The following is a 22590-nucleotide window of genomic DNA, read 5'->3' on the forward strand; positions in this document are numbered from 1 at the left end:
GCGGTCTCTCGCGTACTGCCGCTCGGCTGGCTCGGCTGCGTGGCGGGGGGCCGAGCGCGCGGCCCCCCCCCCCGCCCCCCCGGCCGCCCCCCCCCCCCCCCCCCCCCCCGACGGGATGGGCTCAGAGCACCTTGGAGAGGAACGACCTGGTGCGTTCGTGCTGCGGGTTCGTGAGGACCTCGCGGGGGTTGCCGGACTCGACCACCACACCGCCGTCCATGAACACCAGCGCGTCGCCGACCTCGCGGGCGAAGCCCATCTCGTGGGTGACGACGATCATCGTCATCCCCTCCTCGGCCAGGCCGCGCATGACGTCCAGCACCTCGCCGACCAGCTCCGGGTCGAGCGCCGAGGTGGGCTCGTCGAAGAGCATCAGCTTGGGCTTCATGGCCAGCGCGCGGGCGATCGCGACGCGCTGCTGCTGGCCGCCGGAGAGCTGCGAGGGGTAGCTCTTCGCCTTGTCGGAGAGCCCCACCCGCTCCAGCAGGGCCATGCCGCGCTCGCGCGCGTCGGCCTTGGACTCGCCCTTGACCTGCACCGGCGCCTCGATGACGTTCTCTATGGCGGTCATGTGCGGGAACAGGTTGAAGCGCTGGAAGACCATGCCGATGTCGCGCCGCTTGAGAGCGACCTCGCGGTCCCTCAGCTCGTAGAGCCTGTCGCCCTTGCGCCGGTAGCCGACCAGTTCGCCGTCCACCGACAGCAGGCCGCCGTTGATCTTCTCCAGGTGGTTGATGCACCGCAGGAAGGTCGACTTGCCGGAGCCGGACGGGCCGATCAGGCAGAACACCTCGCGGGGCCTGACCTCCAGGTCGATGCCCTTGAGCACCTCGACCAGGCCGTACGACTTGCGCACGCCCTCGGCCCTGACCATCGGCTCGCCCGGCACGGAGTCCGTGGGCGTCTTGGTCAGATCGGTCATACGTGACCACCTCCCTCAAGCCCCGGAACCACGTCGTGGTCGGCCTTCGGGGTCGGCTTGCCGGCGAACATCCTGCGGACCCGCTGCATCGGGGTCGGCGGCAGGGTCCTGGTGGTACCCCGAGCGTAGTACCGCTCGACGTAGTACTGCCCGATGGTCAGCACGGAGGTGAGGAAGAGGTACCAGAGGCTGACGGTGATCAGCAGCGGGATGGTCTGGAAGGTGCGCGAGTAGATGTTCTGCCCGGCCCGGAACAGCTCCTCCAGCGCGATGACGCTGACCAGCGAGGTGGTCTTGAGCATCGAGATGGTCTCGTTGCCGGTCGGCGGGATGATCACCCGCATGGCCTGCGGCAGGATGATCCGGCGCATGGTCGCGAAGCGGCTCATGCCGAGGGCGTGGGCCGCCTCGGTCTGCCCCTCGTCCACCGACTGGATGCCGCCGCGGACGATCTCCGCCATGTACGCGGCCTCGTTCAGGCCGAGGCCGAGCAGTGCCGCCGTGAACACCGGGATCAGCGTGTTGGTCGACTCGGACCAGAACTCGGGGCCGAACGGGATGCCGATCGACAGCTTGGGCCACAGCGCGCCCATGAAGTTCCAGAACACCAGCTGGACCAGCACGGGGGTGCCGCGGAAGACCCAGATGTAGAACCACGCGGTGCCGGACAGCAGCGGGTTCGGCGACAGCCGCATCACCGCGAGGATGATGCCGCCGGCCACGCCCATGATCATGGACAGCGCGGTGAGTTCCAGGGTCACACCGAGGCCGTGCACGATGCTGGAATCGAAGAGGTAGGTGTTGACGACATCCCACTGGAACGCGGGATTGAAGATCAGGGCGTGGAGCAGCATCGCCGCGAGGACCGCGACGACGACGGCTCCGGCCCACCGGCCGGGGTGGCGGACCGGGACGGCCTTGAGGGTTTCGGGCCGTCCCGGGTGCGCCTCCCCCTGATCGGAATGGTTCACAGTGGCCTCAGGGGGTGGGGAACTGGCGGGGGGTCAGCTGGTGGCGCCGTTGGTCACGGACTTGTCGATCGCGCCCGCCTGGACGCCCCACTTCTCAAGGATCGCCTTGTAGGTGCCGTCGTCGATCAGTGACTGGACGGCACCCTGGACGGGCGCGGCGAGCGGGGAGCCCTTGGCCAGGACCACGCCGTACGGGGCCTTGCCCTCGACGGTGCCGAGCTGTTCGAGCTGGCCGTTGGTCTGCTTGAGGGCGTAGTCGACGACCGGAGAGTCGGCCAGCATGACCTGGTCGCGGCCGGAGACCAGCGCGGTGGTCACGTCGGTCTGCAGGTCGAACTTGTCGCCGTCGTTGGGGATGGGGGGCTTGCCGGCCTTGACGCACGCCGGGTTGATGACGTCCTTGATCTGGTCGGCCTGGGTGGTGCCGGTCTGGACGGCGACCTTCTTGCCGCAGAGGTCGTTCGGGTCGATCTTGTCGGGGTTGCCCTTCTTGACCGCCGCGCTGGTGCCCGCGGAGAAGTAGGTCACCATGTCGACGGTGGCCTCGCGCTCCTTGTTGTCCGTGAAGGAGCTCATGCCCAGCTGGAACTTGTTGGCCTGGATGCCCGGGATGATCGCGGTGAACGGCGAGTTCTGGACCTCGACCTGGAGGCCCAGCTTCTGGCCGATGGCGTTGGCCAGGTCCACGTCCATGCCGATGATCTTGTTCTGGGCGTCCTGGAACTCGTTGGGCGCGTACGAGGCGTCGGCGGCCACGACGATCTTGCCGGTCGACTTGACGTCGGCCGGCACCTGGGCGGCGAGCGCCGGGTCGGCGGCGACCGCCGGGATCGTGGCGGACGCGTTCACGCCGCCGGAGGGCGAGCTGGACGACGACTTGCTGCTGCTGCAACCGGTCAGCACGAGGGAGACCGAGGCGGCGACCACACCGGCCGCGAAGAGCCGGTTGCGCTTGGTACGGGCGGTCATGAGGGGGATCTCCTCCTGGGAGAGAAGGTCGGGCGGAGCGCGCCGCGGGAGCGGCGCACCGGGGTTGCGAGCCGTACGGCGCCGTACGGGTGTGCGTCGTACGTCGTCGTACGTGCAGGCCGGGTTTTGCAGTGCCTGGACGCTGGGACCGCCCAGGGTTGAACGGGTTACTGCATCCGCCACCCTCCGCCGAGGTGGACGTTGACCGAACCGCCTCGACCAGTGGCCGGCTCGATCCGAGATGGGGGGAATCCTGCCATCTGAGGACGGTCAGGTGACCCTCATCCAGATCAAAATCGGATAACGAGGGGTCACACCGTCCGCTATTCGGACCTATTCCTGGCCCCTGTCACCCTCCGCATAAGTATGCAGATCCCTCTGTGCTCTGCCCGGAGGCCCGCCGCCCGTCCGCTCAGATACCCCCGTTGACTACGGCGTTCTGCGCCGCACCCGCGCTGACGCTCCACTTGGCGAGGATCTTGTCGTACTCGCCGCTGCGGATCAGCTGGTCGACCGCCTTGGCCATCGCGTCGCGCAGCTGGGTGTCGGTCTTGCGCACCGCGATCCCGTACGGGTTGGAGGTGGACTGCCCGCCGGTCACCTCGTAGCGGTTGCCGCCGTCGGTGGTCTTCGCCGCGTAGGCGGCCACCGGGAAGTCGTTCAGCCCGGCCTGGGCGGCGCCGGAGGCGACCTCGGCCAGCGCCTTGGCGTCGCTGTCCAGCTTGTGCGTGGTCAGCTGGCGGCCGGTGCGGGCGCAGACCCCGACCTGCCGGGTGGCGATCTCGTCCTGGGTGGTGCCCTGCTGGAGCGCGATGGTCTTGCCGCACAGGTCGTCCAGGGTCTTGATCCCCTTGGGGTTGCCCTTCGGGACGACGATCGAGGTGCCGGCGATGAAGTAGTCCACGAAGTCCACGCCGGGGTTCGCCTGCTTGCCGCTGTCGTCCAGGCCGTCGCGGCGCTGGCGGATGTCGCTGATCGCGGACATCGCCACGTCGTACTGCTTGGACTGCAGGTTCGGTATCAGCTTGGCGAACGTGGTGTCCACGAACTCGATCCGCACGTCGAGGATCTTGCCCAGCGCGGTGGCGATCTCCGGGTCGAGACCGGCCGGCTTGCCGTCCGGGCCGCGGAACTCCACCGGGGCGTAGTTGACGTCCATGCCGATGCGCAGCACCCCGGCGGAGCGCTGGGCGGCGGGCAGCTTGTCCCGGACGTCCTTGACCGGGTCGTCCGCGGAGGCGGCCTGCCCGCTGCCTCCGCAGCCGGTCAGCAGCAGGGCACCGGCGGTGGCCAGGACGGCGCCGACGAGCACCGGACGACGGAAGGGGAGGAGGTGAGGCATGAGGGGCTGCTCCTGTGGGAGGGACGTGCGGCCGCCACGGTGTCGCGGTGGTGTGCGCGAAATGGCGGCCACGCGATCCTGCCATCCCGCCCTGCCGGGCCCGGCGGCGGGTGTGTCAGAATTCGGTACCGGGTGACCCCCGAACGCTCGAACCGGACCGCCGGGCCCCGACAGGCTCGGGGTGCTCGGGAACGGAAGTCCTCACGCGGCTCCGTATCCGGAGTGCCGACTCCCCCTGCGTCCGAGTTCACTCCTGCGGGTGCGCGTGCGCTCATGCCGTTGCCGCCGCCGGTGCCCGGCGCTTCCGACGCCGGGCCCAGTGACGCGACAGCGCGGCGATGAACCGCACGTGACGAGGACGAAAAGGCACAGGTGCGGTGCCTTCGTCCGACCTAGGCTCGGCCCGATAGCACTAACGCGGACAACACAAGACCCCATAAAACCCTCATCCGAGGGCGCCGCCCGACGGCAGCGCCCCGACCCCGTTCCGGGTCCGCTTCGGCGTACCCGGTTTCCGGTTTCCGGACGGGTCGCCCTGTCCGTCGGTCGCGCGTCCTCGCCAGATCAATGACGAAGAGGTCATCGTGGCAGCGGAGATCATCAGCAGCACCCAGGACACCGACGATCCGGTCGACGCGGTTTTCGCGCTCCACCGCGGCGGCAAGATGGAGATCCGGGCGACCGTCCCGGTGCGCGACGCGGACGACCTGTCCCTCGCCTACACCCCCGGTGTCGCCCGCGTCTGCACGGCCATCGCCGAGCAGCCGGAGCTGGTCAACGACTACACCTGGAAGTCCAACACCGTCGCGGTGGTCACCGACGGCACCGCGGTGCTGGGCCTCGGCGACATCGGCCCGCAGGCCTCGCTGCCCGTGATGGAGGGCAAGGCCATCCTGTTCAAGCAGTTCGGCGGCGTGGACGCGGTGCCGATCGCGCTGGCCTGCACCGAGGTCGACGAGATCGTCGAGACCGTGGTCCGGCTGGCGCCCTCCTTCGGCGGCGTCAACCTGGAGGACATCTCCGCCCCCCGCTGCTTCGAGATCGAGCGCCGGCTCCAGGAGGCCCTGGACATCCCGGTCTTCCACGACGACCAGCACGGCACCGCGATCGTCACCACCGCCGCCCTGTGGAACGCGGCCAAGGTGACCGGCCGTGAGATCGGCTCGCTGCGGGCCGTCATCTCCGGTGCGGGCGCGGCCGGCATCGCCATCGCCAAGATGCTGGTGGCGGCCGGCATCGGCGACGTGGCGGTCTGCGACCGCAAGGGCGTGGTGTACGAGGGCCGCGGCGACCTCACCGACGTCAAGGCCGAGATCGCCGGGCTGACCAACCGCACGGGCGTCAAGGGCTCGCTGGCCGACGCACTGGCCGGCGCCGACGTGTTCATCGGCGTCTCCGGCGGCACCGTGCCGGAGGAGGTCGTCGCGACCATGGCCGAGGGCGCCTTCGTCTTCGCGATGGCCAACCCGACCCCGGAGATCCACCCCGAGGTCGCGCACAAGTACGCGGCCGTCGTGGCCACCGGCCGCAGCGACTTCCCGAACCAGATCAACAACGTGCTGGCCTTCCCGGGCATCTTCGCCGGTGCCCTGCAGGTCCGGGCCAGCCGGATCACCGAGGGCATGAAGCTGGCCGCCGCCAAGGCGCTGGCCGGCGTGGTCGCCGACGAGCTGACCCCGCAGAAGGTCATCCCCTCGCCGTTCGACGAGCGGGTCGCCCCGGCGGTCACCAAGGCCGTCGCCGAGGCGGCCCGGGCGGAGGGCGTCGCCCGGATCTGACGATCCGGTCCGACGATCCGACCGGACATCCCGTACACGGCCGAGGCCGGGACGCGCGTCACACCCACGCGTGGTTCCCGGCCTCGGTCGTCCGCCGCTATCGTCCGGATCATGTTTGCTGCCTACGCCGCACGTATCGATGCCGACGACCCGCTCAGCGGACTGGAGTTGGGCGAACTCCCCGAGCCGCAGGCCCGCCCCGGGTGGAGCGTGGTCACGGTCAAGGCCGCCAGCCTCAACCACCACGACCTGTGGTCGCTGCGCGGGGTCGGCCTCCCGGCCGAGAAGCTGCCGATGATCCTCGGGTGCGACGCGGCGGGCGTCGACGAGAACGGCAACGAGGTGGTCATCCACTCGGTGATCGGCCAGAGCGGCCACGGGGTGGGCCCGAACGAGCCGCGCTCCATCCTGACCGAGCGCTACCAGGGCACCTTCGCCCAGCAGGTGGCGGTGCCCACCTGGAACCTGCTGCCCAAGCCCGCCGAGCTGAGCTTCGAGGAGGCCGCCTGCCTGCCCACCGCCTGGCTGACGGCCTACCGGATGCTGTTCACCAACGGCGGGGTCAAGCCCGGTGACACCGTCCTGGTGCAGGGGGCCGGCGGCGGCGTGGCGACCGCGCTGATCGTCCTCGGCAAGGCGGCCGGGCTGCGGGTCTGGGTCACCGGCCGGGACGAGGCCAAGCGCCGCCGGGCCGTGGAGCTCGGCGCGGACGCGGCCTTCGAGAGCGGCGCCCGGCTGCCCGCGCGGGTCGACGCGGTGATGGAGACCGTCGGCGCCGCGACCTGGTCGCACTCGGTGAAGTCGCTGCGTCCGGGCGGCACCATCGTCATCTCGGGTGCCACCTCCGGCCCCAACCCGAGCGCCGCCGAGCTGAACCGGATCTTCTTCCTGGAGCTCAAGGTGGTCGGCTCGACCATGGGCACCAAGGAGGAGTTGGCCGGGCTGCTCGCGCTCTGCGCCAACACCGGCGTCCGCCCGGTGATCGACTCGGTGCTGCCGCTGAGCGAGGCCCGGGACGGCTTCGCCCGGCTCGCCAAGGGCGAGGTCTTCGGCAAGATCGTCCTCAACCCCTGACGCGAGGGGGCCCGGCGCTCCGCGCGGGAGCACCGGGCCCGATCCTTCGTTCGGGCCGGCCGGTCCGGCCGGCCTTTCGTCCGGCCGGGCCGGACGGTTGCCCTGCGACCGTCAGCCGAGCAGCCGCTTCAGCCGCTCGCCCGCGGCGCCCAGCACCCGGCGGGCCTCGGCCAGCTTGTCCCCGCTCACCCCGCCGTCCCGGGCCGCGTCGCGGACCTGGTCGCGGAAGCGGTCGAGCAGCCGTTCCAGCTCGCGGGCCGGGTCCTCGGCCGGGTCGGTGCGCGTCCACGCGGGCAGGTCGGCCGGTGCGGCCGGCTCGTCCTCGTCCAGGTCGATCCGGGTGACGGTGATCCGCTCGTCCGACGGGGCGGGCTCGTCCGACGGGTGGCCCCAGCGGGCCGCGTCGGCCAGCCCGGACAGGCCCTTGGTCAGCTCGGCCAGGCCCTCGGCCAGCCCGGTCGGCCAGTCGCCCTTCGCGGCGTGCTCGCGCACCTGCTGCTCGACCCGGCGCTTGATCCGCAGCGCCTCCTGCTGGGCGGCGGTGCGCGAGGCCTTGGCCTGCTCGCGCAGCCGGCGGGCCTCCTCCTCGGCCGCCTTCGCCTTGGCCTTGGCCGCCTTCTCCTGCTCCCGGGCGCGCTTGGCCTGGTCCTTGGCCTGCCGCTTGAACTCGGCGAACTCGTCCTTGGCGCGCTGCCAGGAGTCGTTGTCGCCCCAGGGGCCGGCCCACGGGTCGCCCGCGCGCTCGGCGCGCTCGGCGCGGTCCGGCCGCGGCGTCTGCTTGGCGGCCTTCCACAGCTCCTCGCGCAGGTCCTTGGCGCTGTCCCGGACGTCCTCGCGGATCGCCCCGGCGAGCTGCGCCACGGAGTCCCGGATCTCCAGCTCCAGCTCGTCCAACTCACCCTGCCGGGCTTCGAGTTCGGCCCGTCCGGCGTCGGTCAGCCGGTAGACCTTGCGGCCGCCCTCGGTGCTGTGGGTGACCAGGCCCTCCTGCTCCAGCTTGGCCAGCCGCGGGTAGACCGTCCCGGCCGAGGGCGCGTACAGGCCCTGGAAGCGCTCCTCCAGCAGACGGATCACCTCGTAGCCGTGCCGCGGGGCTTCGTCCAGCAGCTTCAGCAGGTAGAGCCGGAGCCGGCCGTGGCCGAACACAGGGGTCATCTCAGGCCTCCTTGGTGAAGTCGGGCTTGCCGGAGCCGGCCGGGAGCTCCTTCGCCGGGCCGTCGTCCTCCGGCTCCGGGCGGCTCAGCACGGTGACCGAGCCGGAGACGGTGGTGACGTTGAGCTTGCCACGGCCCTCGCCGAGCTGGCCGGACAGCTTCTTGGCGCCCCAGGAGCCGCTGAGCTTGAGCTGCTCGAAGCTGCTGGAGATGTCGCCGCTGGTGGAGCCCGCCTCGACCTTGGCGTCGGCGCGGGAGGGGATCCGGACCACGACCGGGCCGCTGACGGTGGTGACCTTGACGTCGGCCTCGCCGTCGACGTCGAGGTCCAGGGTGACGGCCCCGGTGACGGCGTTGGCCTGGACCCGGTCGGCGGTGCCGGCGACGACGGTCAGCTGCCCGGAGACGGTGTTGACCCGGAGCTGGCCGCCGACCGACTGGGCGTCCACGTCACCGGTGACGGTGTTGGCGTCGGTGCGGCCGGTCAGCCCGACCAGGGTGGTGTCGCCGTTGGCGCTCTGCACCGAGACGTGCCCGGTGACGCCGGAGACGGTGGTGCCGGCGGAGACCGTGCCGAGCTTGACCTCGGTGTCGGCCGGCACGGTCAGGGTGATGCCGGCGACCCGCTTGCGCTTGAGCGAGCCGAAGAAGCTCTTGACCGAGCCGACCGACTTGAGCCAGTCGCCGAACTCGCCCCAGCTGTTGATGTCCTTGTAGGTGACCGTCAGGACGCCGTCCACCACGGTCACGTGCAGGGGATCGCCCTGGAGTTCGGTGACCTCCAGGCGGGCCGGGCCCTCGGCCGCCACCACGTTCACCGTGCCCTCGATGATCCGCACGTGCAGCGCGCGGACCGCGTCGTCGATGGTGATCCTCTCGGGGCCCTCGACCGTCCACTGGCTCATCTCTGCCGCCTCCCGTTGCCGATCGCGATGTATCGCGTTCTCTTCTAAAGACGATATATCGCGTGCCGGGAGAGTCAAGCGTGCCCGACCCCGATCCCGACCCCGATCCGCCCCCGAGGCTTCCCCTACGGGCCGCCGGCCGGGGCCGTCCGCGGACGCGCGAGAGGCCCGGGAGGCGGTTGCCTCCCGGGCCTCTCGCAGGCCGTCACCGGGTCACTCGTCGTCCTCGTCGTCGAGCCGGGCCAGCCAGGTGGCCAGCCGCTCGACCGGGATCTCGAAGTCCGGGTTGAGGTCGACGAACTCGCGCAGGCGCTCGGCCAGCCACTCGAAGCTGACCTCCTCCTCGCCGCGCCGGTTCTGCAGCTCCTCGATGCCTCGGTCGGTGAAGTACACGGTTCGCTCCGGTCCGATGGGGGTTGACCCGGTCAGGATAGACCGGTCAGCTGGCCCGCCAGGTGCTCACGGTGACCTTGGCGGCACCGGTGGTCGGGTCGGCCTGGTCGATCGCCGCGATGGCGATGTTGTGGGTGACCCGGTCGCGCACGCAGAGCAGGCGGCCCGGGGCGACCCGGTTGTACGAGAGGTCGGTGTCCGGCCGGGAGTCGATCGCGGCCGCGCACTGCTCGGCGGTGACGGACGGTTCGGTGATCACCGCGAAGTCCGACTTGTTGTCGCCGTAGCTGGTGAAGGAGTTGGCCTTGCTGCCGGCGCCGCCGACGTTGCTCACCCCCAGGCCCCACTTGATGTCGTTGGAGCGCGGCACCACGGTGCCCGCGTCCAGGTCGATCCGGTAGGAGTCGGAGGAGTAGTCGGCCCCGGGGATCGCCAGCGACTTCTTGTCCAGCATCAGGGAGTAGCCGGTCGGCCGGGCCGGGGCCGAGACGGTGCCCTGGGGGGACTTCGAGGGCGCGGCCGTCACCGGCGCGTTGGTGTACGTGCTGCTCGGGCCGGGGGAGGAGCTCTCGGTCTGGACGGGCGCCGGGTTGGGGGTGGACGGGCCGCTGCTGACGGCCGCGCTGTCCTTCTTCTTGCCGTCGTCCAGCTTCTTCATCAGCACCACGCCGCCCGCGGTGCCGCCGACCGCCATCACCAGGGCGACGGTGAGCAGCACCTTCCAGGACACCCCGCCCTTGCGCTTGGGCTCGGGCTCCTTCTCGGGCTGCGGGTCGGCGGTCACCACCGGGCCGGGCGGCGGGGTGTCGTACGACGCCGGCTCGGGCTGCAGGTGGACGGTCGGCGGGGTGGTCAGCACCGGGGCGGTCGGCGACTCGGTGGGCGGCTGCGGGGCGCCGTACGAGCCGAGCGGCGGCGGCGCGAAGCCCTGCGGGGGCGTCACGGGCGGCTGCTGCGGGTGCACCGCGGTGGCCGGATGGGTCGGGTGGGTCGGGGCGGCGACGGGGTGGGTCGGCGCGACGGGCGGCTGCGGGGGAGCGGCCGGGGCGGCGGCCGGCATCGCCGGCATCGCGGGCACCGGGGTCGGCGGGGTGGCGGGCGCGGCCGGCAGCGGCGTCGGCGGGGTCTTGGGCAGGTCGGAGCGGCGGGTGATCTCGGTGTTGACCTCGCGCGGCAGCCAGTCGTCGCCGAACCGCAGCTGGCCGCCGACCTCCGGGTGGTTGCGGGCGACCTGGATGATCTCGGCGGGGGTCGGGCGGTCCTCCGGGCTCTTCGCCAGGCAGCGCTGGATCAGCTCGCGCAGGTCGGCCGGGACGGCCGACAGGTCGGCCTCCTCGTGCACCACGCGGTAGAGCACCGCGGTGTCCGGGCCGTCGCCGAACGGCGCGGTGCCGCCGGCCACGTACGCGGCCAGGGCGCCGAGCGCGAAGACGTCGGTGGCCGGGGTGACCGGGCGCCCCTGGGCCTGCTCGGGGGACATGAAGGCGGGCGAGCCGATCCGGTAGCCGGTGCCGGTCAGCGCGGTGGCGTCGGCGGCCCGGGCGATGCCGAAGTCGATCACCCGCGGGCCGTCCCCGGCGACCAGCACGTTGGCGGGCTTGAGGTCGCGGTGGACCACCTCGACGCTGTGGATCGCCTGCAGGGCCTCGGCGATGCCGCCCATCAGCAGCAGGACGGTGCGCACCGGCAGCGCGCCGTTCTCCCGCACCACCTGCTGCAGGGACGGGCCCGGGACGTACGCGGTGACCAGCCAGGGGGCGTCGCTGTCCAGCCCGCCGGAGTCGATCACCTGCGCGGTGTAGAGCCCGTGGATCCGCTGGGCGTTGCTGACCTCCTGGGCGAAGCGGCGGCGGAACTCGCCGTCCTCGGCGAACTCCGGGCGGACCACCTTGAGCGCGACCGGGCGCCCGCCCGGGGTGTACGACAGGTAGACCCGGCCCATGCCGCCGGCGCCGAGCCGGGCGAACAGCCGGTAGCCGCCGACCTCCTTGGGATCGTCCGGCAGGAGCGGCTGGAAGACCGGAGGGAGCTTTCCGGCGTTCCGAGGCGTGTCGGCGGTCATGTGGTGGTCCCCCTGGGAGAGCGGTGAGGCGGTACGGCCGGGGCGGCGGGCGCGACGACGGGCGTCCGACGTCCTTCTGGCGAGGCATAACCTATCGATCCGTCAGGAGTCCGTGCACGGCGGTTCCGGTTTGGTTGCAGAGCTGGAACCTTGACATGGCTCGACGGTGAAACGGTTCTCCCGGGAACGAGCGGTGGAAAGCGGGCGGCGGAGAACGACGCGGCCCCCGTCCTCCCGGGTGGGAGGACGGGGGCCGGTGAGCCCTCGGCGCCTCAGGGCGCCGCAGCGTCTGGCGTCAGAGCGAGAAGACCTCTTCGATCAGCGCCTGCTGCTCGGCGGCGTGCCGCTTGGCCGAGCCGACCGCCGGGGACGAGGCCGTCGTGCGGGCGACGCGGCGCAGGCGGGAGCCGCCGGCGCTGCGGCCGATGACGACCTGCAGGTGGTCGACCAGGTTCATCGCGATGAACGGCCAGGCACCCTGGTTGTCCGGCTCCTCCTGCGCCCAGACGAACTGGACGTTGTCGCCGTAGCGGGCCAGCTCCTCCTGGAGCTCGGCCACCGGCAGCGGGTAGAGCCGCTCGACCCGGACGATCGCGGTGTCGGTGACGCCGCGCTCGGTGCGGGCCGCCTCCAGGTCGTAGTAGAACTTGCCGGCGGTGATGACCACCTTGCGGACCTGCGCCGGGTCGACGGTGGCGTCGCCGATGACCGGGCGGAACGAGCCGGACAGGAACTCCTCGGTCGCACTCGCCGCGGCCTTCAGACGCAGCATCGACTTCGGGGTGAAGACGACCAGCGGCTTGTGGTGCGGGTTGTGCGCCTGCCAGCGCAGCAGGTGGAAGTAGTTCGACGGCAGGGTCGGCATGGCGACCGTCATGTTGTTCTGCGCGCACAGCTGGAGGAAGCGCTCCGGGCGGGCGGACGAGTGGTCCGGGCCCTGGCCCTCGTAGCCGTGCGGCAGCAGCAGGGTGACGCCGGAGTGCTGGCCCCACTTCTGCTCGGCGGAGGCGATGTACTCGTCCACCATGGTCTGCGCGCCGTTGACGAAGTCGCCGAACTGCGCCTCCCACATGACCAGCGCGTTCGGGCGGGTCAGCGAGTAGCCGTACTCGAAGCCCATGGCCGCGTACTCCGACAGCAGGCTGTCGTAGACGGTGTAGCGGGCCTGGTCCTCGGTGAGGTACTGCAGCGGGGTGTAGTCCTCGCCGGTCTTGCGGTCGATCAGGACGGCGTGCCGCTGGCCGAAGGTGCCGCGGCGGCTGTCCTGGCCGGCCAGGCGGACCGGGTGGCCCTCCATGAGCAGCGAGCCGATGGCGAGGGTCTCGCCCATCGCCCAGTCGATGGTGTTGTCCTCGACCGAGCCGGCGCGGCGCTGCAGCTGCGGCAGCAGACGCGGGTGGACGGTCAGCCAGTCCGGGTGGTTCACCTGGGAGGCGGCGATCCGCTTGACCATCTCCTGGGAGATGCCGGTCTGGATGGAGACCGGGAAGTCGGCGACCGGCTTGCCCGCGGTGGCGTCGGCCGGCGCCTGGGCCGCGTCGCGGACCTCGGCGAAGACCTTCTCCAGCTGGCCCTGGAAGTCCTGGAGCGCCTGCTCCGCCTCTTCCATGGTGATGTCGCCGCGACCGATCAGGCCCTCGGTGTACAGCTTGCGCACCGAGCGCTTCTTGTCGATCAGGTCGTACATCAGCGGCTGGGTGAACGACGGGTTGTCGGCCTCGTTGTGCCCGCGGCGGCGGTAGCAGATGAGGTCGATCACCACGTCCTTGTGGAACTCCTGACGGAACTCGAAGGCGAGCCGCGCGACGCGGACCACGGCCTCCGGGTCGTCGCCGTTCACGTGGAAGATCGGGGCCTCGATCATGCGGGCCACGTCGGTGCAGTACATCGAGGAGCGCGAGGACGCCGGGGCGGCGGTGAAGCCGACCTGGTTGTTCACCACGACGTGCACGGTGCCGCCGGTGCGGTAGCCGCGCAGCTGCGACATGTTCAGGGTCTCCGCGACGACGCCCTGGCCGGCGAAGGCCGCGTCGCCGTGGATCTGGATCGGCAGCACCGGGAAGGTGGTGCCGCCCTGGTCCAGGATGTCCTGCTTGGCGCGGGCGATGCCCTCGACGACCGGGTCCACGGCCTCCAGGTGGGAGGGGTTCGCGGCGAGCGAGACCTTGATGGTCTCGCCGTCCAGGCCGGTGAAGGTGCCGTCGGCGCCCAGGTGGTACTTGACGTCGCCGGAGCCGTGCATCGACTTCGGGTCGAGGTTGCCCTCGAACTCGCCGAAGATCTTGCCGTACGGCTTGCCGACGATGTTGGCCAGCACGTTCAGGCGGCCGCGGTGGGCCATGCCGATGACGGCCTCGTCCAGGCGGTGCTCGGCGGCGGCGTCGATGGTCGCGTCCAGCAGCGCGATCAGCGACTCACCGCCCTCCAGCGAGAAGCGCTTCTGGCCGACGTACTTGGTCTGCAGGAAGGTCTCGAAGGCCTCGGCCGAGTTCAGGCGGCGGAGGATCCGCAGCTGCTCCTCGCGCTCGGGCTTGGAGTACGGCTTCTCCAGGCGCTCCTGCAGCCACTTGCGCTGCTTCGGGTCCTGGATGTGCATGTACTCGATGCCGACGGTGCGGCAGTAGGTGTTGCGCAGCAGGCCGAGGATGTCGCGGAGCTTCATCATCTTCTGGCCGCCGAAGCCGCCGACCGCGAACTCGCGCTCCAGGTCCCACAGGGTGAGGCCGTGCGTGGTGACGTCCAGGTCGGGGTGCTTGCGCTGCTTGTACTCCAGCGGGTCGGTGTCGGCCATCAGGTGACCGCGGACCCGGTAGGAGTGGATCAGCTCCATGACGCGCGCGGTCTTGTTGACCTCGTCGTCGTGGGTGGTGGCGACGTCGGTGGCCCAGCGGACCGGCTCGTACGGGATCCGCAGCGACTCGAAGATCTCGTCGTAGAAGCCGTTCTCGCCGAGCAGCAGGCGGTGGATCTCGCGCAGGAACTCGCCGGACGCCGCGCCCTGGATGACGCGGTGGTCGTAGGTCGAGGTCAGCGTCATGATCTTGGAGACGCCCAGGCGGGACAGGGTCTCCGGGGCGGAGCCCTGGAACTCGGCCGGGTACTCCATGGCGCCGACGCCGACGATGGTGCCCTGGTTCTGCATCAGGCGCGGCACGGAGTGCACGGTGCCGATGCCGCCGGGGTTGGTCAGCGAGACCGTGACGCCGGTGAAGTCGTCCATGGTCAGCTTGTTGGCGCGGGCCCGGCGGACGATGTCCTCGTAGGCCTGCCAGAAGCCGAAGAAGTCGAGGGTCTCGGCCTTCTTGATGGCCGCGACGACCAGCTGGCGGTCACCGTTGGGCTTGACCAGGTCGATGGCCAGGCCGAGGTTGACGTGCTCCGGCTTGACCAGGAAGGCCTTGCCGTCCTCCACCTTGTAGCTGTGGTTCATGCCCGGGGCGGCCTTGATGGCCTGGACCAGGGCGTAACCGATCAGGTGGGTGAAGGAGACCTTGCCGCCGCGGGCGCGCTGCAGGTGGTTGTTGATGACGATGCGGTTGTCGATCAACAGCTTCGCCGGCACGGCGCGGACCGAGGTCGCGGTCGGCACCTCCAGCGAGGCGTCCATGTTGGTGGCGACGGCCTTCGCCGGGCCGCGCAGCTGGACCAGCTCGGGGCCGGCGGTGGCGGCGGGCGCGGCCGGGGCCGGGGCGGCGGCCTTCGGGGCCGGGGGCGCGGCGGGCGCGGCGGCGAGCGGGGCGGCAGCCGGGGCCGGAGCGGCCGGGGCGGCCGGTGCGGCGGTGGCGGGCGCGGCCGGAGCAGCAGCGGCGGGCGCGGGGGCAGCGGCAGGGGTCGGCGTGGGGCCGGCCTGGGTCGCGGCCTGGGTCACTGGGGTCACCTCGGTACCGGGCTTGTAGTCGGCGAAAAAGTCCCACCAGGCTCGGTCGACCGAGTTCGGGTCCTGGAGGTACTGCTGGTAGATCTCGTCGACGAGCCACTCATTGGGGCCGAAGCCAGTGGAGCTTGCCGAGCTGTTGGGGGTTTCTTGGGACTGTGGCGACACGGCGGCAACCGCCCTCTTCCGCTTCCTTTTGGGATGTTTGGACAGCGGGGATTAAGGCTACGCCCCTGACCGATGATCGCGCAGTCCCCGGGGGCCAGGCGTCGTCCAGATCACAGTCCTGACCTGCAGTTTGGCTGAAAAAGTACGTTAGAAAGCCGTATCTGCGGGGAACCGATCGGCGTCGAAGGTGCCTGATACCCGGATCAAACCGGACAAACCCGTACAGTAATCCGCTAACGATCTTCGTATGCGTCTGTGTCGGATCTGTGACAAATGTCCCGGCCGTCGCCCGGCCGTCGCCCGGGCAGGCGGACCTCGATCCGGCAGCCGCGCGGCGACTCGGCGACCGCGATCCGCCCGCCGTGCAGGTCCACCGCCCAGCGGGCGATGGCCAGGCCCAGACCGGTGCCGCCGTCCGCGCCCGGTCCGGCGGCGGTCGCGGTGCCGCTGCGGCTGAACCGCTCGAAGACCCGGGTGCGGTCGGCCAGGGGGATGCCCGGGCCCTCGTCCTGGACCTCCAGCAGCAGGGCGCCGTTCTCGCCGTCGGGCCGCGCGCGCACCGTCACGGTCCCGCCGGGCGGGGAGTGCTTGCAGGCGTTGTCGACCAGGTTGGCGACCACCTGGTGCAGCCGCTCCGGGTCCGCGACGCCGGTCAGGCCGGCCGGGCTGACCTCCAGGGCCAGCCGGACGTCCCCGCGTCGGGAGAAGGCCCCGCCGGCCGTCGCGCCGTCCACGGTGACCCCGCGCAGCACGCCGTCCAGGAACTCGCGCACCTCGAAGGGGCGCGCGTCCAGGTCGACCACGCCGTCGTCGATCTTGGAGAGGTCGAGCAGGTGGGTGACCAGGCGGCCGAGCCGCTCGGTCTGTTCCAGCGCCGCACCCAGGGTCGCCGGATTGGGCTGGACGACACCGTCGACCACGTTCTCCAGGACGGCGCGCAGCGCGGCGATCGGCGTGCGCAGCTCGTGCGAGACGTTGGCGACCAGCTCGCGCCGGTGCTGGTCGGCGGCCTCCAGGTCGGCGGCCATCCCGTTGAAGGCGGCCGCGAGTTCGCCGATCTCGTCGCGCGAGTTCACCTCGACCCGGCGGCTGTAGTCGCCGGAGGCCATCGCGCGGGCGGCGTCCGTCATCTCGCGCAGCGGGGCGGTCAGCCCGTGCGCGAGGAACTGCATGAAGAGCAGCGAGGCGATCATGGAGAAGACCATGATGATCCGGATCTGGGTCTCGGACCGGATCGCCACGACCACCATCCCGGTGGCCAGGAACACGGAGACGATCACCAGCAGGGCGAGCTTGCCCTTGATCGAGCGGACCGGGTCGAGCGGCCGGATGTCGGCCCAGACCCGGTGGGCGGCACGGACGGCCAGCGGCTGCGGCCGCGCGCCGTCGGATTCCCCGTTGCGTTGCTGTGGAAAGGTCATTGGTTCCCTGTGGTCCCCGCGTGTGTCCCCCGCGTGGTGGCCAGGCGTCGTCCGGACACGGGCCCCCCGGCGGCCCGTCGTCCGGGGTCGGCCTAGGAGAGCGGGGCTTCCAGGGCGTACCCGACGCCGTGCACGGTGCGGATCCAGCTGGCGCCGATCTTCCGGCGCAGCGCCTTGACGTGGCTGTCCACCGTGCGGGTGCCGGACGCGTCCGTCCAGTCCCAGACCTCGGCCAGCAGCTGCTCGCGGGTGAGCACCGCGCGCGGCTGGGCGGCCAGGCAGGCGAGCAGGTCGAACTCGGTCGGCGTCAGGTGGACGTCGCCCGAGGCCAGCCGGACCCGGCGCTGCACGTGGTCGATCTCCAGCTCGCCGAAGCGCAGGCTGCCGAGCGCGGGCGTGCGGGCGGCCTGCTGGGCGCGCTCGACGCGGCGCAGCAGCACGTTGACCCGGGCGGCCAGTTCGCGCATCGAGAACGGCTTCGTCATGTAGTCGTCCGCGCCGACGCCGAGGCCGACCAGCAGGTCCGTCTCGTCGTCGCGCGCGGTCAGCATCAGCACCGGCACCGGGCGCTGCGCCTGGATCCGGCGGCACACCTCCAGGCCGTCGAAGCCGGGCAGCATGATGTCGAGGACGACGAGGTCCGGCTGCCAGGTGTGGAAGCCGTCGACCGCGCCGGGGCCGTCGTGGGCCACGGCGACCTTGAAGCCCTCCGCGCCCAGTCGGGCCGCGATCGACTCGGCGATCGTCGGCTCGTCCTCCACCACCAGCACTCTGCGTTGGCTGCTCACCGTGCCGCCGGTGTTGACGTTGTCCTGCTGAATTTCTGTCACGGTCACGCCACCGCCCCCAGGGCTGCGGGCCGGCCACCTGTGGGGATGGCGGGGCTCCGCTCGTAGTCTTGTTCCGTCGTGGACTGTGCCGGGTCCGCCGTCCCGTCGCGCGATCGGGAGGCGAGGACGGATTCGTCGGCCGCCCACTTCTCCCGCGCACTTCGCAGCGTACGGACAACGGATGCTTTCCGGCAGGTGGACCGGACGTTTCCGGCCCGTGGGCCGGCTGTTCGGGCCGCCCGCTGACCCACTGCACGAGTGGGCACGGGCCGATACCTTACCCGGCGAATTTTCACTGCGTAACGGTACGTATGCAGTCGAGTTGACGCCAAGTCGCCGGTCAGAGGCCCTACTGACGCGTCAATCGAAACAAGGTCTGGACCAATGTCGGGAATCCGGCGCTCCGCCGAGGCGGCGGTCTTCACGGGCTTTTCCCAGCTGCCTCCCAGAACCTCGACGTACCGTGGCCACGACAACACCCGTCCGGGCGGAACCCGCGGTGCGTGCCGGTACGTTGGGCACGGGGAGTGAGCCGGCGGCTACGGGTGCGGAGCGGAGGCGGCATGGCGGGTCTGCGGCGGGACGCCGACGGCTGCGCGCCCGCGGGAGCGCCGTACGGGATGCTCCGGTACGGGCTGCGCACCGGCGTCGTGCGGTGGCTGCTGGAACGCGTGCCGACACCCCGGCGCAACCCCTTCACCCTCGGGTACCTCGCCGTCGTGGGAGCCACCACGACCTTCGCCGGGCTCGCGGACCCGGAACTCGTGCAGCGCCTGCAGGAGGCCTCCAGCTCGGACGGCCACAACCTGCTCCAGCATCCCGTCCGGGCCCTCGTCCTGAGCGGGTTCTGGGTGGCCGGCGAGGTGTGGATGCCGTACCTGTGGGGATTCGCCTTCACCCTCGCGCCGCTGGAGCGCAAGGTCGGGCCGGCCCGGGCGGCGGCGGTCTTCGCGGCCGGGCACGTCGCGGCCACGCTGCTCTCCCAGGGCGTGGTGATCCTCGCGGTGGAGACCGGGCGGATGGCGCCCGAGGCGATGGACCACCTGGACATCGGGGTCAGCTACGGCGTGCTCGCCTGCCTGGGCGCGGTGGCCGGGCTGCTCTCCTGGCCCGGGCGGCTGCTCGCGCTGGGCGGCGCCGGGCTGATGATCGCCGAGCAGATCGCCTCCGACAAGGACGTGGTCACCGCGGTGGGGCACCCGGCGGCGGTGCTCACCGGGGTGGCGCTCTGGCGCTGGCTGCGGCGCATCGAACGGCGCCCGCCCCGGTCCCGCACCGCGACGGTCGGCGCCGCGCCCGCGCGCGGCGGGGCGCGCGTGCGGACCGCGCGCTGAGGCTCGCGCGCCGAGGTTCGCGCCGAGGTCGGCGCACCGGCATTCACGTGCGGGCATTCACGCGCTGACGTTCACGCGCTGCCATTCACTCGCTGCCGTTCACGTGCCGACGTTCGCGTGCTGACGTTCATGCGCCGGGGTTCGGGGGGCTGGGCTCCCTCGGCACGTCCAGGAATTCCCCAGATTCGACGGACGCTTCCCAGGTGCGCTTTTGACGGCCCGCCCGCGGCCCGCCCGCGCCGCCTTCCCGGCCGGATCGTGTTCGCTCACGGCGAACTGAACCCCGGGAACATCCGACCCCCGCCAAGCCTTAGTCAGGTCGACTCAAGTTCACTGACTGGGGAGAGATCATGGCATCGATGTCCACACCGCTCACCCTGCCCGTGCTGCCGCTCGACGACGAGGTCGTCCTGCCGGGCATGGTGGTCCCGCTGGACCTGAAGGACACCGAGGTGCGCGCCGCCGTCGAGGCCGCCCGCGCCGCGGCCGCCGGCGGCGGCAAGCCGCAGGTCCTGCTGGTCCCGCGGGTGGACGGCTCGTACGCGGCGGCCGGCACGCTGGCCGCCGTGGAGCAGGTCGGCCGGCTGGCCGACGGCCCGAACACCGCCGGCCAGCCGGTCGCGCTGGTGCGCGCCGTGCGCCGGCTCCGGATCGGCGTCGGCACCACCGGCCCCGGCGCCGCCCTCTGGGTGGAGACCACCCCGTTCCGGGAGTCCTCCGTGGGCACCCCGGTGGCCGGCCGGGCCGCCGAGCTGGTCAAGGAGTACAAGGCGCTGTCCACCCAGTGGCTGCGCAAGCGCGGCGCCTGGCAGATCGTGGACCGGGTCGCCCAGATCGAGGGCGTCGGCGAGCTCGCCGACAACATCGGCTACGCGCCCTTCGCCACCGCGGAGCAGAAGCTCAAGGTGCTCCTGGAGGCCGACCAGATCGCCCGCCTGGAGTACGCGCTGACCCTGCTGCGCGACCACCTCGCCGAGGAGGAGGTCAACGACACCATCCGCAAGGACGTCGAGGAGGGCGTGGCCAAGCAGCAGAAGGAGTTCCTGCTCCGCCGCCAGCTGGAGGCCGTCCGCAAGGAGCTCGCCGAGCTGAACGGCGAGCCGGCCGACGAGGAGGGCGACTACCGCGCCCGGGTCGAGGCCGCCGACCTCCCGGCGAACGTCCGCGAGGCCGCGCTCAAGGAGGTCGACAAGCTGGAGCGCGCCTCCGACCAGTCGCCCGAGGGCTCCTGGATCCGCACCTGGCTGGACACCGTCCTGGAGCTGCCCTGGAACGAGCGCACCGAGGACGCCTACGACATCGCCGGCGCCCGCGCGGTGCTGGACGCCGACCACGCCGGCCTGGCCGACGTGAAGGAGCGCATCGTCGAGTACCTGGCCGTCCGCAAGCGCCGGGCCGACCAGGGGCTCGGGCTGGTCGGCGGCCGCCGCGGCGGCGCGGTGCTGGCCCTGGTCGGGCCTCCCGGGGTCGGAAAGACCTCGCTCGGCGAGTCGGTGGCCCGCGCCATGGGCCGCACGTTCGTCCGGGTCGCGCTCGGCGGCGTCCGGGACGAGGCCGAGATCCGCGGCCACCGGCGCACCTACGTCGGCGCGCTGCCCGGCCGGCTGGTGCGGGCGATCAAGGAGGCCGGCTCGATGAACCCGGTCGTCCTGCTCGACGAGATCGACAAGGTCGGCTCCGACTACCGGGGGGACCCGGCCGCCGCCCTGCTGGAGGTGCTGGACCCGGCGCAGAACCACACCTTCCGGGACCACTACCTGGAGGTCGAGCTCGACCTCTCCGACGTCGTCTTCCTCGCCACCGCCAACGTGCTGGAGGCCATCCCCGAGGCGCTGCTCGACCGGATGGAGCTGGTCCGGCTGGACGGCTACACCGAGGACGAGAAGGTCGTCATCGCCCGCGACCACCTGCTCCCGCGCCAGCTGGAGAAGGCCGGCCTCGGCGGCGAGCAGGTCAGCGTCGACGAGACGGCGCTGCGCCGCCTCGCCGGGGAGTACACCCGCGAGGCGGGCGTCCGGAACCTGGAGCGCTCGATCGCCCGGGTGCTGCGCAAGATCGCCGCGCAGGCCGAGCTGGGCGAGCGCGAGCTGCCCGCCGCGGTCGGCGCAGAGGACCTGCGCGCCCTGATCGGCAGGCCGCACCACGTGCCGGAGTCCGCCCAGGAGCCGGCCGAACGCCGCACCGCCGTCCCCGGCGTGGCCACCGGCCTCGCGGTGACCGGTGCCGGCGGCGACGTCCTCTACATCGAGGCCTCGCTGGCCGACGCCGAGACCGGCGGCACCGGGCTGACCCTCACCGGGCAGCTGGGCGACGTGATGAAGGAGTCCGCGCACATCGCACTCTCCTTCCTGCGCTCGCGCGGCGCCGAGCTGGAACTGCCGGTCACCTCGCTGCGCGACCGCGGCGTGCACCTGCACGTCCCGGCCGGGGCCGTCCCCAAGGACGGGCCGAGCGCCGGCATCACCATGACCACGGCACTCGCCTCGCTGCTCTCCGGCCGCAAGGTGCGCACCGACGTGGCGATGACCGGCGAGGTGTCGCTGACCGGGCGGGTGCTGCCGATCGGCGGGGTGAAGCAGAAGCTGCTCGCCGCCGACCGGGCCGGGGTCACCACGGTGATCATCCCCAAGCGCAACGAGGCCGACCTGGACGACGTCCCGGCCGAGGTGCTGGAGCGGCTCACCGTCCACCCGGTGTCGGACGTCCGCGAGGTGCTGAAGCTGGCGCTGGAGCCGGCCGAGGTACTGGTGGCGGCCGCCTGATCCGCGGTTTCCGGTTCCAGGGGCCGACGGCATCTCCGCGTGCGAGACTGCGGAGATGCCGTCCCCCACGCAGCGCGCCCTGGCCCGGGTGCCGGACCGGCTGCGCCCCTTCCTGGTGCGCCACCGCCGGCTGGTGAAGTTCCTGCTGGTCGGGGGCACCTGCTTCGTGCTCACCATGGTGATCAACCTGGAGCTCAAGTTCACCGTGCTGCAGCACAAGCCGGTGGTCGCGCTGACCGTCGCGACCGTGATCGCCACCGTCGTCTCGTACGTGCTGAACCGCCGCTGGGCCTTCCGGGCCGGCGGCCGCCAGCGCGAGGCCCTGCTGTTCTTCCTGGTCAGCGCGGTGGCGATCGGCGTCAACGACGTGCCGCTGGCGATCTCGCGGTACGTGCTGGACCTGCGGGAGCCGTTCGTCAGCTCCTTCACCCAGGAGGTCGCGGACTTCCTCAGCGGCATGGTGGTCGGCACCTTCATCGCGATGCTGTTCCGCTTCTGGGCGATGCAGCGGTGGGTCTTCACCCGGCTCGCCGACCGTCCCGCGGCCGGACCCGGCCTGGTCGGGACGGTGTCCCCGGAACCCGGTTACGCTGCACCCGAGATGCCACGGGATGTGTCGTAGGGGGCGAGG

16 protein-coding genes are annotated in these 22590 nt (G+C 71.7%); 5 read left to right on the forward strand and 11 right to left on the reverse strand.

All coding sequences use genetic code 11. The features are described 5' to 3' along the window. Positions 1-121: 121 nt before the first annotated feature. The 4 genes from ACIRST_RS08115 to ACIRST_RS08130 all read right to left on the reverse strand — a co-directional run bounded on the left by ACIRST_RS08115 (position 122) and on the right by ACIRST_RS08130 (position 4204). Positions 122-922, reverse strand: a complete 801-nt coding sequence (locus tag ACIRST_RS08115) for an amino acid ABC transporter ATP-binding protein (protein WP_350522965.1) — start codon at positions 920-922, stop codon at positions 122-124. Beyond that, positions 919-1893, reverse strand: coding sequence for an amino acid ABC transporter permease (locus ACIRST_RS08120; protein ID WP_350522964.1), 975 nt, complete (start codon positions 1891-1893; stop codon positions 919-921). Before ACIRST_RS08120 ends, ACIRST_RS08115 begins: the two co-directional genes overlap by 4 nt. 33 nt (positions 1894-1926) lie before the next feature. After that, complete coding sequence (locus ACIRST_RS08125; RefSeq protein WP_350522963.1) at positions 1927-2862, reverse strand: ABC transporter substrate-binding protein; 936 nt, start codon at positions 2860-2862, stop codon at positions 1927-1929. Between the two features lie 412 nt (positions 2863-3274). Beyond that, positions 3275-4204: an ABC transporter substrate-binding protein gene (locus ACIRST_RS08130; protein ID WP_402800800.1), complete on the reverse strand. Its 930-nt coding sequence runs from the start codon at positions 4202-4204 to the stop codon at positions 3275-3277. 584 nt (positions 4205-4788) lie between these two features. On the opposite strand from ACIRST_RS08130, the gene ACIRST_RS08135 reads away from it, so the two are divergent. Further along, the gene (locus tag ACIRST_RS08135; protein WP_350522961.1) at positions 4789-5982 is read left to right on the forward strand and encodes an NADP-dependent malic enzyme; all 1194 of its coding nucleotides are present in this window, start codon (positions 4789-4791) and stop codon (positions 5980-5982) included. Positions 5983-6093: 111 nt separating this feature from the next. Next, positions 6094-7056, forward strand: coding sequence for a zinc-binding dehydrogenase (locus tag ACIRST_RS08140; protein WP_350522960.1), 963 nt, complete (start codon positions 6094-6096; stop codon positions 7054-7056). A 111-nt stretch (positions 7057-7167) separates the two neighbouring features. Here ACIRST_RS08140 and ACIRST_RS08145 read toward each other — a convergent pair whose 3' ends face one another. The 7 genes from ACIRST_RS08145 to ACIRST_RS08175 all read right to left on the reverse strand — a co-directional run bounded on the left by ACIRST_RS08145 (position 7168) and on the right by ACIRST_RS08175 (position 17863). Then, positions 7168-8211: a PadR family transcriptional regulator gene (locus tag ACIRST_RS08145; RefSeq protein WP_350522959.1), complete on the reverse strand. Its 1044-nt coding sequence runs from the start codon at positions 8209-8211 to the stop codon at positions 7168-7170. 1 nt (position 8212) lies between these two features. Further along, a complete protein-coding gene (locus ACIRST_RS08150) occupies positions 8213-9115 on the reverse strand; it encodes a DUF4097 family beta strand repeat-containing protein (protein ID WP_396544377.1) in 903 nt (300 codons plus the stop codon). A 213-nt stretch (positions 9116-9328) separates the two neighbouring features. Then, the gene (locus tag ACIRST_RS08155) at positions 9329-9508 is read right to left on the reverse strand and encodes a DUF6104 family protein (protein WP_350522957.1); all 180 of its coding nucleotides are present in this window, start codon (positions 9506-9508) and stop codon (positions 9329-9331) included. Positions 9509-9554: 46 nt separating this feature from the next. After that, on the reverse strand, positions 9555-11570 hold the full coding sequence (locus tag ACIRST_RS08160) for a protein kinase (RefSeq protein ID WP_402800803.1): 2016 nt from the start codon (positions 11568-11570) through the stop codon (positions 9555-9557). Positions 11571-11865: 295 nt separating this feature from the next. Continuing rightward, on the reverse strand, positions 11866-15612 hold the full coding sequence (locus ACIRST_RS08165; protein WP_350522955.1) for a multifunctional oxoglutarate decarboxylase/oxoglutarate dehydrogenase thiamine pyrophosphate-binding subunit/dihydrolipoyllysine-residue succinyltransferase subunit: 3747 nt from the start codon (positions 15610-15612) through the stop codon (positions 11866-11868). Between the two features lie 233 nt (positions 15613-15845). Beyond that, positions 15846-17033: an ATP-binding protein gene (locus ACIRST_RS08170; RefSeq protein ID WP_350522954.1), complete on the reverse strand. Its 1188-nt coding sequence runs from the start codon at positions 17031-17033 to the stop codon at positions 15846-15848. A gap of 92 nt (positions 17034-17125) precedes the next feature. Continuing rightward, on the reverse strand, positions 17126-17863 hold the full coding sequence (locus ACIRST_RS08175) for a response regulator transcription factor (protein ID WP_350522953.1): 738 nt from the start codon (positions 17861-17863) through the stop codon (positions 17126-17128). 563 nt (positions 17864-18426) lie between these two features. On the opposite strand from ACIRST_RS08175, the gene ACIRST_RS08180 reads away from it, so the two are divergent. The 3 genes from ACIRST_RS08180 to ACIRST_RS08190 all read left to right on the forward strand — a co-directional run bounded on the left by ACIRST_RS08180 (position 18427) and on the right by ACIRST_RS08190 (position 22581). Then, a complete protein-coding gene (locus ACIRST_RS08180; RefSeq protein ID WP_402800806.1) occupies positions 18427-19197 on the forward strand; it encodes a rhomboid-like protein in 771 nt (256 codons plus the stop codon). A 350-nt stretch (positions 19198-19547) separates the two neighbouring features. After that, positions 19548-21959, forward strand: a complete 2412-nt coding sequence (gene lon, locus ACIRST_RS08185) for an endopeptidase La (protein ID WP_402800808.1) — start codon at positions 19548-19550, stop codon at positions 21957-21959. 55 nt (positions 21960-22014) lie between these two features. Continuing rightward, a complete protein-coding gene (locus tag ACIRST_RS08190) occupies positions 22015-22581 on the forward strand; it encodes a GtrA family protein (protein WP_350522950.1) in 567 nt (188 codons plus the stop codon). Positions 22582-22590: the final 9 nt, after the last annotated feature.

The organism is Kitasatospora sp. NPDC101447, assembly GCF_044767225.1.
GTDB lineage: Bacteria > Actinomycetota > Actinomycetes > Streptomycetales > Streptomycetaceae > Kitasatospora.